The 11,791-nt window shown below is 67.8% G+C and carries 12 protein-coding genes and 2 pseudogenes; 5 read left to right on the top strand and 9 right to left on the bottom strand.

The features are described from left to right. Positions 1–370: 370 nt before the first annotated feature. From ACZ4MF_RS43390 to ACZ4MF_RS43380, 3 genes and pseudogenes are all read left to right on the top strand, one after another. On the top strand, positions 371–607 hold the full coding sequence (locus ACZ4MF_RS43390) for a hypothetical protein (RefSeq protein WP_467499193.1): 237 nt from the start codon (positions 371–373) through the stop codon (positions 605–607). A gap of 224 nt (positions 608–831) precedes the next feature. Further along, positions 832–1,239, top strand: a pseudogene (locus ACZ4MF_RS43385) (hypothetical protein); the annotation flags it as partial. Between the two features lie 223 nt (positions 1,240–1,462). After that, complete coding sequence (locus ACZ4MF_RS43380) at positions 1,463–1,879, top strand: transposase (protein ID WP_467499191.1); 417 nt, start codon at positions 1,463–1,465, stop codon at positions 1,877–1,879. A 47-nt stretch (positions 1,880–1,926) separates the two neighbouring features. On the opposite strand, the gene ACZ4MF_RS43375 is transcribed toward ACZ4MF_RS43380, so the two are convergent. After that, entirely contained in the window at positions 1,927–2,160 is a 234-nt protein-coding gene (locus ACZ4MF_RS43375) for an integrase core domain-containing protein (protein ID WP_467499189.1), read from the bottom strand. A 112-nt stretch (positions 2,161–2,272) separates the two neighbouring features. Here ACZ4MF_RS43375 and ACZ4MF_RS43370 point away from each other — a divergent pair, with 112 nt between their 5' ends. Together ACZ4MF_RS43370 and ACZ4MF_RS43365 are read left to right on the top strand one after the other, a co-directional pair. After that, a complete protein-coding gene (locus ACZ4MF_RS43370; protein ID WP_467499187.1) occupies positions 2,273–2,776 on the top strand; it encodes an N-acetyltransferase in 504 nt (167 codons plus the stop codon). A gap of 250 nt (positions 2,777–3,026) precedes the next feature. Next, positions 3,027–3,197: pseudogene (locus tag ACZ4MF_RS43365) on the top strand (IS256 family transposase); the annotation flags it as partial. A 20-nt stretch (positions 3,198–3,217) separates the two neighbouring features. Here the strand turns inward: ACZ4MF_RS43365 and ACZ4MF_RS43360 are convergent. The 8 genes from ACZ4MF_RS43360 to ACZ4MF_RS43325 form a co-directional block, all read right to left on the bottom strand. Further along, the gene (locus ACZ4MF_RS43360; protein WP_467499185.1) at positions 3,218–3,793 is read right to left on the bottom strand and encodes a GNAT family N-acetyltransferase; all 576 of its coding nucleotides are present in this window, start codon (positions 3,791–3,793) and stop codon (positions 3,218–3,220) included. 52 nt (positions 3,794–3,845) lie between these two features. Next, a complete protein-coding gene (locus tag ACZ4MF_RS43355; RefSeq protein ID WP_467499183.1) occupies positions 3,846–4,784 on the bottom strand; it encodes a MerR family transcriptional regulator in 939 nt (312 codons plus the stop codon). Positions 4,785–5,009: 225 nt separating this feature from the next. After that, positions 5,010–5,201, bottom strand: coding sequence for a hypothetical protein (locus tag ACZ4MF_RS43350; RefSeq protein WP_467499181.1), 192 nt, complete (start codon positions 5,199–5,201; stop codon positions 5,010–5,012). A gap of 5 nt (positions 5,202–5,206) precedes the next feature. Next, complete coding sequence (locus ACZ4MF_RS43345) at positions 5,207–5,467, bottom strand: hypothetical protein (protein WP_467499180.1); 261 nt, start codon at positions 5,465–5,467, stop codon at positions 5,207–5,209. A gap of 185 nt (positions 5,468–5,652) precedes the next feature. Beyond that, the gene (locus tag ACZ4MF_RS43340) at positions 5,653–6,834 is read right to left on the bottom strand and encodes a cytochrome P450 (RefSeq protein WP_467499178.1); all 1,182 of its coding nucleotides are present in this window, start codon (positions 6,832–6,834) and stop codon (positions 5,653–5,655) included. Between the two features lie 721 nt (positions 6,835–7,555). Next, positions 7,556–9,343: a fatty acyl-AMP ligase gene (locus ACZ4MF_RS43335; protein ID WP_467499176.1), complete on the bottom strand. Its 1,788-nt coding sequence runs from the start codon at positions 9,341–9,343 to the stop codon at positions 7,556–7,558. 316 nt (positions 9,344–9,659) lie between these two features. Then, entirely contained in the window at positions 9,660–11,249 is a 1,590-nt protein-coding gene (locus ACZ4MF_RS43330) for an MBL fold metallo-hydrolase (protein ID WP_467499174.1), read from the bottom strand. Between the two features lie 80 nt (positions 11,250–11,329). Next, on the bottom strand, positions 11,330–11,545 hold the full coding sequence (locus ACZ4MF_RS43325; protein WP_467499172.1) for an MbtH family protein: 216 nt from the start codon (positions 11,543–11,545) through the stop codon (positions 11,330–11,332). Positions 11,546–11,791 lie beyond the last annotated feature (246 nt).

The following is an 11,791-nucleotide window of genomic DNA, read 5'->3' as shown; positions in this document are numbered from 1 at the left end:
ACCCCTGTCAGCTACCTCGCCGGACTCCACTTACGCGGGGCGGTCATCTGGCTCCGCAGCCTCACATGAAGATCTCAACTCGGCACACTCCCTAGGACAACCCGGAGCACCCCCAGCGCCGCAGATGATCCGACAGATCCAGTAACGACGGGTCATAGTTGCCCCGTCGACACCTTGCATGCGCCGCCCAGGCGCCCCTCCCAGGGAACGCGGGTGCGAGACACCCATCGGCCTTCTTGATGTCCGGTGCCGCCACCCGTTCGACGATCTCCTCGGTGTCCTGTGCCTCTGTGAGCATCTCCGCTTCCTCGGCTCCCGGGGCAACTGCAGCCTGTGGGGGCCAAAGGGCTGATGGAGAAATCTCATCCGCGTGCTCGAAGCCACACTAAAGGCACCCGCCGACAGGCTCCCCGCGCCCGGCTCATGGCCGATCCAGCGGCTGCGTACGACCTGGCTCGTCGAACTGCTGAATGCAGGCATTCCGCTGAAGGTGATCCTCAAAGCGTCGGGACTCGGGACCCTGCACAGCCTCTCGCGCCACCTCGTCTTCCTCCACGACGTGCCCGAAGCGGGGGCATCCGATCTGGTGCGGGGGGCGGCGGCGTGAGCAGGAAGAACCCGGAGGACAAACCCTGCCGACGTACCGGCCTCGCCCTACGCCCTGCACCGCAGGCCCCCGGCCGTACCCTCAGCGACCGCGTTGTGAGGCAGATCTTCGACCTCGTGCGCCACAGCGGAGCACTGGAACGCCTCCCCTCCAACGAGCACCGGCCAGGCCCGAAGGGCTTTGCGTTCCGCACAGTGCTGATCGGCCTGTTCCTGTCGCAGTACATGGGCAAGAGCGCGAACATCAACGACGCGTGGGAGACGCTCTTCTTCGCCTTGTCTCCAGGGTCCAAAGCCCTCCTTGACGTCCCCGACCTCGACCTGCACATCCCCGAGGGTGCAACCCGAGAAGAGATCGACCGCGTCGCGCACCACCAGTACGCGACGTCGAAGCGCGTCTACCGGTCCTGGGCCTCGATGACCCGGCGCCTCGACCCCGCACCGCACGACCGCCGCAAGCCCGCAACCGCGACCAGCCGCGTTCGCCGGCTCACCCGGGGCGGCGGCCGCAAGAACGACCGGACCGACGCCGCCGCGGCGGCGACCGCCTACCTGCACGGCGAGGGACGCGAGGTGGAGGCCGAAGACCACACGACGGCCCTGGCCCTGCTCGACGAACGACGCGTCAACCTCGCCCGGGCCCGCGTCCGAACCGTCAACCAACTGCACGCCGTGCTGCGGGATCTGCTGCCCGGCGGGGCTCCGGCCCAGCTGTCAGCAGATCTGGCAAGCGCGCTGCTGCGCACCGTGCGTGCGACCCGTCGGCGACGTCGAGCAGGTCCGCAAGGCACTTGCTCGCGATCCGATCGTGGAGATCCGGGCACTGGACGAGCGACTGACCGAGAACGCTGCCCGCATGGAGGAACTCGTCGAGACAGCGGGCAGCACACTGATGGACGCGCCGGGCATCGGGCCGGTGTTGGCGGCGAGGCTCGTGGGCCGGGTCGGGCGACCCAGCCGCTTCGCCACCGCTGCAGCGTTCGCCAAGTACACCGGAGTCGCTCCCGTGGCGATCGCAAGCGCGGACCGGTCCCGCCACCGGCTCTCACGATCCGGTGATCGCCAGCTCAACTCGGTCCTCCACACCGTCGCAGTCGTCCAGATCAGGATGCCGGACTCCCTTGGACATGCCTCCCACCAGAGGAAACCCTCGGAAGGAAAGACCCCCGAGGAAGCCAAAAGGTGCCTGAAACGCCGTCTTGCCGACCATGTGCGGCGCGTCATGATCGCCGATGAGCGCAGCGTCAAACACCAGCTACCTCAGGCAACTTGACACGACACAGGGGCACCCCGAGTTTCGCGGAGTCCGGTGATCTTGTTTCAGGCGGACTGCGGGGTTTGCTCCTGGCTCCGCCAGAAGGCTTCCTCGTACTCGGCGGGCGGTACGTAGTCGAGTGCGGAGCGGAGGCGTTCTTCGTTGTACCAGGTGATCCACTGGAAGATCGCCCGCTCGACCTGGTCGACGTCCTTCCAGGGGCCCTGCATCTCGATCAGCTCGGCCTTGAAGGTGCCGTTCAGGGCCTCGGCCATCGCGTTGTCAGTGCAGACTGGCATCCTCGTCCGGCCTCCGAAGCCGTTGTCGTACCGATCGGGGATGGCGGTCCGTGCGTGGGTACGGAGAAAACCCTGGGGAGCAGACGCCGGCGTGGTGCTACGGTCGGGCGCCATGAGCTGGCTTCCCGATGACTTCGTCCACCCTCTCCTGGTGCCGCTGCCGGGAGTAGATCATCATTTGCGGCCGATCCGGGAGGCGGACACACCTCTCGACTATCCGGCCGTGATGGGCTCGCGCGAGCGGTTGTGGAGCATCTTCGGCCCGGCCTGGGGGTGGCCCGCGGCCACCATGACCTACGAGGCCGACCAGGCCGACCTGTTGCGCCACGAGAAGGAGATCGCCGCACACCAGTCCTTCAACTACGCACTGTTCGACGCGGCGGAGGCGGCTCTGTCGGGCTGCGTCTACATCGACCCGCCGGAGAAGGCCGGCGCGGACGGCGAGATCTCCTGGTGGGTGGTGGACGAGCTGGTGGGCAGCAAGGTCGAGCAGGCTCTGGACGCGTTGGTGCCGCAGTGGATCGCCGCCGATTGGCCGTTTGAGCAGCCGCGCTTCATCGGTCGCGAGATCTCCTGGTCGGACTGGCTCGCCCTGCCGGCGCACCCCGACGCTTGAGAATCTGCGTTGTATCGCTCAGGGGAGTTGCTGATCGAACGGGAGCCGGAGTTCCTGGGCAGCGTCACCGCCCCCTCACGGTCACGGCAGGCGGGGCTGACCGCCGCAAGGTCGGAGCCCCGGACTTGGTGTCCGAGACCTGTACGCGGTCGGCCTGGTTTGGGCCTGAACACCGGGCGGTGACATCCGCCCGGTACACGTTGAAGGCCGCGCTCCTCGTTCTCCAGCCGTGTTCTGCGGGTGGCCGGAGCCGCGGGAGCGATGCTCGGGACTTGTGGATCGGTCCTCGGGGCGTGACGCGAAGGGCGCCCAGGCTCGCTGGCGCGCGATCACTGCGCCGCACCTTGTCGCCTTGGTCCGCGCCGGGGCCCGCTTCGAGAACGGCCACCTGGTCGAACACCCCGAGGCCCCCGCGGCTTGAGCAGCCTTACCGAGTGGATCTCAGGCATCTCTGCCATCTCTGCGCCGTATGTGCAGATGACCCTCGCGGGGAAAGGAGGGCGGCGCTGCGGACAGGACTGTGTCGAGGCCGTACCGGCTCTTGTGTGCCACGCGGCATGAGGCCGCGTTGTCCACCTGGTGCAGGAGTTCCAGATGCTCCAGCGCGTCGGCCCCCAGGACGTCGAAGGCCCAGCCGGTGAGAGCCTCCAAAGCGCGCGGCGCCACACCCCGTCCGCGGGCATGCGCCGCGGTCCAGTAGCCCACCTCGGCCGACGGTTTGCCGGAGGCTACCTCCTTGAGGACCGCATGGCCCACCAACTGCCCGTGGGGCGAATCGGGTCGCGCTTCAAGAACCGCGAACCCGAACCGGTCCTGCGCTGCCCAGCCTCGCTCCTGGCCCCGCACCCACCGCATCGCATCGCCCTCGTTCTCTACGCGCGAGCTGGTCCAGTGGCGCAGTGCGGGGTCCCGGAACACGTCGACGAGGGCAGCAACGTCCTCCATGCACCAGGGACGAAGGACGAGGGCGGGAGCGGACGACGTCGCGCCCGCGTGCAGGACGACGATGTCGTTCACCTGCCGATCGTATGCGGCAGTGCTCCGCCCCCACGCCGACGATCCCGGCCCATCAGCGTTCCATTCGCACGCGCACGGCCTCGATGGACCAGTTGAACGCCGGCACCAGGCTCTCCGGAGCGGGCCAGCCGTTGATCACTGCGAGCAGCTGGAGGTACCGATCCCGGCGTGGGTCGCTCACACTCTCCAGCCGGGCCAGCAGCAGGCGGCGCAGCTCGGCGTCGTCGGGGCGGCCGAGGACGTGTGCATAGTGAGCCGCAAGCGCCGCAACGATCGGATCGGCTTGGTGCGAAGCCGGGGTGATGCCCGCCGCCAGGGCGGGGCCGACCTGGTCACGGACGACCGCACCGAGGTCGCGGCGCGGGCCCGTGGTGTCGCCTTGTGCCTGTTCGGCCGCGTGGTCCTCGGCCATCCGCCGCACGCCGGCGCGGAAATCCGGGTCTGCGGCCAGTTCGGCCCACTCCACCCATGCCCGGACCTCCTCCGCCTCGGGGTTGTCGGGTATCTCGGGAGTCATCGAGCGCCTGATCCCCGCCAACGCGGAGTCGGTGTCGAGACTGCCGAAGGCGGCATCGAGGAAGTCCCCGATCAGACGTCGGCGTTCGTCCTCGGAGAGCTGGGCCAGCTTGTGCATGTGATCCGTCTCTTCAGCAGTGAGCCCGCGCTCGGCCACCGCCGTCAGCACCGCATGCCGCAGGCGCAGGACGCGGATCTGCACGGCCAGGGCGTCGGCGTGCGTTGCGGCGACATCGGGAAGCGAGAGTTCCCGGTCCACGACCCTGCGGATCGTGGGCAGGTCCACCCCCAGGTTCCGCAGGGTCCGCACAAGGTCCAGGCGCGCGACCGCGTGGATGTCGTAGAGGCGGTAGCCGGCCGGGCTGCGGTCCGTCGGCGCCACGATCCCGCGATCGGAGTAGAACCGAATGGTCTTGACCGTCAGGCCGGTCCGCCGGGCCAGTTCGCCGATCGAGTAGAGCGTGTCGCCGTCCATGCCCCCACCTTGACGTCTCCCCCTACGGGAGACTCAAGCCCATCCACCTGCCGATCGCTCCACAAGTTTTGGACAGACCCCTTCGCGGCTGGAGGCGGGTATCTGGCGCATGGCAGCGGTGAGCACGGTGAGGTGGTCGGCCACGGTGTTGGAAACCGCGATACCTGGCCTGAGCTGCATGGACAACGACTCCTGGGTGTTGGTGCAGCAGGCCGGTGGGTGAAATCACCAGGTCTTCTCGAAGGTGACCGCCGATCCGGTCTTCTTCGAGGAGGGCAGGATGATCGCGGGGTCGATGTCGATGACGATCCACTCGGTCAGCCGCTTGCCGGCCACGGTCGGCCAGGGGAGGCCGCCGGGACGCAGGTGCAGCAGCGACCAGGCATGGCGGCGGACCTGGGCGCGGGCCCTGGCCATGTGGTTCAGGGCGGGCTGGTCCAGCGCGGCCAGCGTCCGTGCGCGCTGGGGTCCGAGGCCGCGGCCCCCAGCACGGCGGTGTGGTGGGCCTGGAGCTGTTCGGCCTCGGACAGGTTCTTCGCCCCGAGCACGATCGCGCCCGCCAGTCCGAGCAGCGCATCCGCGCGGTCTCGCCAGGTCGCACTGCCGCCCGCCGGACACAGCGGCCGCAGCGCGTCGGGCAACGCGGCCCGGTCGGCGACCTGGTGCAACCACCGCCCCCGCATGCCCGACCAGGCCCTTCCCATCGGTGGCCACGGACAGCCGCCGGCTGCACCCAGTACGCTCACTCACCAGAAAGGTGCCTTGATCTCTGCTGCAGATACGGACTAGACACTCGTGTCCTTGCAGGTCAACGGCGCCTTTTCGCTATCCCGGCATCAGATCGTCCTTGTGGGCTGGATATCCGAGGTCAGAGCGTGACGAGGAGTGCGGTGGGCCGCCAAAACTCCGAGTTCGGAACGCGGAGGGTGTCCCCTTCGGCGAGGGCGAGCTTCGGGAAGCGGCGCAACAGCATGCTGAGCGCGACTCCGGTTTGGACGCGCGCCGACGCCGCACCGAGACAGAAGTGCGAGCCGTGCGAGTATCCCAGGTGCGCGGGCCGACCGGGCGGGCGGCGGAAGTCGAGCCGATCCGGATCCTCGAAGACGCGCGGATCGCGATTCGCGCTGGCCAGCACCGCGCAGATGCGGTCGCCGCGCGGAATCGACATGCCGGCGATCTCGACATCCTCGCGAGCGTAGCGCGGTAGGGTCAGCACCTGCGGTCCGTGCATGCGGGTCAGCTCCTCGACCGCACCGGGCATCAGTGATTCGTCGGCGCGTAGCTCGGCGAGCTGGTCGGGGTGTCGGAGAAGGATTTCGACGGAATTGGCGATGAGGTAGGCCGGGCCCTGCCCGGCCAGAACGAGATGCCAGACCAGGGTGATCAGCTCTGCGTCGGTCAGTCGGTCCTGGTCTTCGGCGTCTGTGCCGAGCAGTTCGGCGAGCAGGCCGAGGGCCCGCTCCCGGCGACTGCGGGCAACCGCCTCCGTCGCGGCACGCGCGATGCCAGGGACGGCCTGCATGAATTCGGGGCCGTGACCGACAGCGACGGCCGCGGCGTGGGCCCGCCAGGTGTCGTAGTCCTCCGGCACGACGCCGACCAGTTCGCAGGCCACGTGGACTGCCAGCGGTCGAGCGAAGTGTGCAAGTAGGTCTACAGGTTCACCGTCGGCCTGCCCTGCGAGGCCATCGAGCAACGACTCCACAATGCGTTGCAGGGCAGGCCGGAACTCGGCGGTTCGGCGTGCAGTGAAGGGCGGCGAGACGAGGCGGCGGAGACGAGCATGTTTGGGGCCGTCCACCTGCTGTATGTTCTCCTGCTGCTGCAACTCCGGTACGTCCGGACGCACGTAGCTGTTCGCGTTCATCTCGAAGCGCACGTCGGTGAGCATCGCCTTGGCGTCCTCGTATCGGGTCAACGCCCATATCGGGCCGAGGCCGGGCTTCAGCAGGCGTGCGAGGGGGCTCTGCTCCCGCGCTCGTCCGTACACAGTGAACGGGTCGGACAGTACGGCCGGATCGGAGAGGTCGATTTCAGGAATGGCGCCCACACTAGCTCCAAAGTCGGATGATGAAACCAGATACTGTCCCCAGATGCCTTACGGGGTGTAGGCATGGTCGGGACCCTTCCGGGTCTTCGATGTCTCCATCAGTCCCGGGATGGATCAGGTCGCCCCGTCGAAGCGCACCTGGATGTAGTTGTGGCCGCAGACAGCGCTGATGTTCGGCGGACGCCACTGCTGGCCTTGCTTGCCGCGCGGGCAGGTGGCCTGCTGTTCTTGCCAACTGATGGTGAAGGCCTCCTTGCCGTGGCACGGTCGTCGTGGATCTGATCGGTGAGCTCGCCGTCTTGGGCCGGCGCAATGGTGGTGGCAACGTGGATCACCACCTCTGGCGCATCAGGCTCACACGTCTCGGTGAAGTAAGTGCGATACCCCGGCCACGCCCCGCTTGACGCAGTAGTGCGCGTCCCGTCAGCGCAACTGCCCCTTGCTGTACCGGAAGTACTGGTGGGTCCACACCTGCCGCAGGATCTCCACCTGCGGCAGGGCCCGCAGACGGGGCGGGGCGTCGACGGTCCGCACGGCGGTGAGGATCCTCCGTCCGTCGGCCGGCGGCCCCTGCCTCTTGGGGGCTCGCGTGCCTTGTTGACCCAGTTCTGCAACGTGCCCGTGGCTCCCGCCTGCCCTCACACCGGACACCACAGCAGCAGCCTGAGGGAACTGCTGCACCGTGACCCCAGCCGAACAGCCACGCCTTCGGGTCATCCCATCACGCGCGCTCCAAGGCCCTGTCCAGTCTGGGCAGCGTCCCGGACTCGTACAGCTCACGGCAGGTATTGCGACGTATCTTGCCGCTGGTGGTCCTCGGCAGCGCACCGCGACGTATGAGCACCACGTCCGCAGCTTCGAGCCGGTGGTCGCGCGCGACCGCCCCCCGAACCGCCTCCGACAGCTCGTCGATTCCCGCGGACCGCAGCGCCTTGCCGTCGACCTCCACCACTAGGACCAGGGACTCCTGCTCACCGGTGTCCACTACGAAGGCAGCGGTCGAGGTTGGATGCAGGAGTGGATGGCTCTGTTCCGCCGAATACTCCAGATCCTGCGGATAGCGGTCGCGGCTCTTGATAATGATCATGTCCTTCATTCGGCCGGTGACATACACCTCACCGTCCCGTACGAATCCGGTGTCACCGGTGCGGAGGAACGGGCCGGCCTCCTCCTCATCCCGGATACGTGCCCGGAAGCTCCGCTCGCTCTCCTCTCCACGGCCTATGTACCCAGCAGCCACACACGGACCGGACACCCAGATCTCGCCGAGCCGGTCCGGACCGACGGCTCGCAACGTGTGCGGGTCCACGATCCGGATCCGGGTCTCGCCGACGGGGACCCCGCAGCTCATCACCGGGACTCCGGCACTGGTCGGCTCGCTGCCCCCAGCGGGATCGCCCGGAAGGAGGACCACATGTCCCTGTCCAAGCTCGTCGGCGTCCAGCCAGAGCTGGGCGGGCTCTGTGTCCGCTCGGCTGCCGCATGCCTTCAGGGTGTTCTCGGCCAGCCCGTAGGCCGGGGAGACGGCACACGGGTCCAGGCCGTAAGGGGCGAACTTCCCGATGAATTCGTGCATCGTGTGCGGACGCACCGGCTCCGCCCCGCTGATCGCCGCACGCCAGCGCGAAAGATCGATCGGCTCCCGGGGACCGTCGCGCAAGCAGAGGTCGTAGGCGAAGTTCGGCGCTGACGAATGGGTGCCGCCAAATCGGGACAGCGCCTCCAGCCAGCGGGCGGGACGCCGGATGAAAGCCTCCGGGTCCATCAGGTAGGCAGGGCACCCCGCCCACAGCGGCACCACCACACCGAGCATCACTCCCATGTCGTGGAACAGGGGAAGCCAGGTCACCACGGTGCCATCGTCCCCGAACGGCCACAGCGCGTCGGTCTCCGCGGTGTTGGCCCAGTAGTTGGCATGCGTGACCATGACGCCCTTGGGCGATCCGGTGGCACCAGAGGTGTACTGGAGCAACGCCACGTCGGACAGCCCCACTTCGGGCAGCCGCACGAGCGTCGCAGGCGGAGCCAGATCATCGGTCGCGATCAGATCAAGGCCGGCCAGTTCGGGCAGTTCGCCGAAGTCTGAGTACACCTGGTCGCGGACCGACCGAGTGGTGAGCACCATGGTGGTGCCGGCGTCGTCGGCAATTGCACGCAACTGCTGTACTGCCAGTCGTCGCATCGGAACCTGCACAGGCGCTCCAGCTATCCCGGCCGCGGCGCAGGCCAGGAAGCTGCGGATGAACTCCAGGCCGGTGGGATACATGAGCACCGCGCTGCGGGCTGCGCCGGGCCGTCCGGCCAGCGCCTGCGCCCTGCCCTGCACCGCAGCGTGCAGTTCCCCGTAGGTGGTCTGCTCGCCGGGCTCCTCGCCATTGATGAGGTGAACGTACGCGACCTGGTCGGACGCTGTTTTCGCGCGGTGGGCCAGAAGAGCGGGAAGCGTCAGAGGGCTTCGTTCGGACACGGATCCAGTTCTCACTGCCATCCCATCGTCGGTGGTGGACACGCTTGGAGCGTGGCTGTTCAGCAGGGGTGACGGTCCGGATGACCGGAGGTACGGCCCTGGAGCGAACCGGGCCGTGCCGCTGGCTCGCCACCGTTCGGACGGGTCCGCGTCCCCCGGGTTGCGATGGGCTTGCGCGGGCTCGCGGTCAGCGAACCGGTGCCACCACCGCAGAAGCCGAGGCTCGCCGGAGTGAGTACGGGATGCTCCGTCCGGCGCACTCGGACCAGAGCCGTGTCCTGGTCTCGTCCCTCCGCCGTCGTGCCTGACTCCTTCGACTTTCACGTGCTCGCTGCGGGCCATGAGGCTTCTCCGCGCGTCACCAACGCCACTCGCGCTTGTTGAACAGGTGCTCGGCGGCGATCCCGCGGTCCTTGCACCAGAGGAGGAACTCGTCGATCTGTTGGAGTTGGTAGCTGTCGTCCGCATACGAGGTAGCCATGATGTGCCCCTGCCAGCTCTCCTCGCCCATCGCGTAAACATAGGCCTCACCCGCCCCCAGTGCGCCGATGATGGCGCCGGCCTGTGCCGCGTTCGACCCCGACAGTTTGCGCGAATCGCTCATCTTCTTGGTCACCGGCTTGGTCAGCAGACCCTTGTAGAGCCAGGTGAGCGGAGCCCCGTCGCACTCCAAGCCGAGGAACGCCATGTCCGCGGAACCCAGATGCCCGCGGATGTAGCGGTACAGGTCCGGATCGATGCCGGAGGAGTCGGCACCCACGAAGACCGACTTGCCGGCCAGTTCCACCCAGAACGTTGACTTGCCGCGGATGTCGAGGTCGGCGTGCTCGCCCAGGAACGGTGTCGCGGTGACCTTCCCGCCGGGGAAGGCGACCTCGTCGAAATCGTCGACCTCAGTCACCGGGAAGCCGAGGTGCCTGAGATACTGCGCCATCGACGGGTCAGGAAGGTTTCCCCGGGACGAGCGCGGAACCACCACCGACCCCACTCGGCCGCGCAATTGGAGCAGGGTCTCCAGGACGATGTGATCCTGATGGCCGTGGGTGATCAGGACCAGGTCGATGTGGTCCGGGAGGTCGTCGAGGGTGAAGCGGTCGCCGAACCGGTTGTCAGTGCTGATGAACGGGTCGGTGACGATCGCGGCCTCGGCCGTCTGGAACACAAGGCAGGCGTGGCCGAAATAGCGGATCCGGCCGCCTCCGTCGATGTGCCGGTCCGCCGAGAGGCTCGGGCTCGCGTCCAGCAGCCGGTCGAGGACGCCTGCCTGCCCGTCGTCGAGGTCGAGCGCGTCACGCAGCCGGGCTGCCGTCGTCGGCCTGATCCGTGCGCCGACCAGTTCCGTGAGGCCCGGATGGCGGAACGGCAGTGCCAGGTCGAGCGTGGTGGCTGACGGCAGGCGCGGAGTGCTCAGGATGAACGGCCGCTCCTCACCGTCGTCCAGGGAGAGCTGGACCGACTGCCGCTGCTCGATATAGGCGGCGCTCTGGTACACCAGCGGCTCGAGGAAGTGAAGCGAAGGCTGGTTGCTGGTGTCGTAGCAGATCTCCACGAGTCCCCTGATGGCCGAGGGGAGCCTCGGGTACAGGGGGGAGAGATCAGATCCGGTCGCGTTCTGACGGATCAGGTTCTCGGCCTCGGCAACTGCCGCGGCGAACTCCAGCATCGGAGCCCGGTCCCTCTGGATGGACGCAACCAGTGCGGCGATCTCCGCCGCACGCGACCGCGGAACCCCGACGTAGTAGCCGCCACGAAACTTCGGGTTGGTGCTCGCCGAGACGTGAACCTGTGGGGACTGCAGATACGACTCCAGCATCGGCAGCTGCACGTTCGCCAGGTTCATCGAGGCCTGCACTGGCGCCACAGTGTGCAGCCACGCGTAGAACCGGTCGACCAGCGGCTCCAGGATCACGTTGGACCTGAGATACCGGGTCTCGGTGTTGTCGGCCATCTGTCTCCTCGGTCCGTAATGGCGGGAGCCCGCCAAGCCGGCGGCGCCCATCAGGTTGTCGAGCTGAGTCGGCGGTGTGGCTAAGCGACGCCGTCCATGGCCGCGATCAGGCTTGTGGGCCGCATGTCGGTCCACGACCTCTCGACGTAGTCCAGGCACTCTTGGCGCTCGGCCGCGCCGAACACCCGCTTCCAGCCCTCCGGCACGGCCGCGAACACCGGCCACAGCGAGTGCTGGTTCTCCTCGTTCACCAGGACCACGTACTCGCCTTCCGGGTCCTCGAACGGATTCGACATGTGTGAGTTCCTTACGCTGTAGGTGGGTTGGTTTCGGTCACTCGCAGGATCAGAAGACCCGGGGATGCTGGGTGTGGCTCGGTGGTTCCAGCCCAGTGGGGGCTTGAAAGGGTCGGCCGCTCGGCATCGGGTCCTCTACATGTCCGCCATGGTCGCCGCCCGCTGGGCCCTCATACGCGACGGCCGCACCTTCGAACTCACAGCGCCGGAGCCTCCCGTCACGCTGGGCTGACACGCTCACAGCGA

This window comes from Streptomyces sp. NPDC025793 (assembly GCF_055558375.1).
This window is presented reverse-complemented; position numbering and strand designations above follow the sequence as displayed.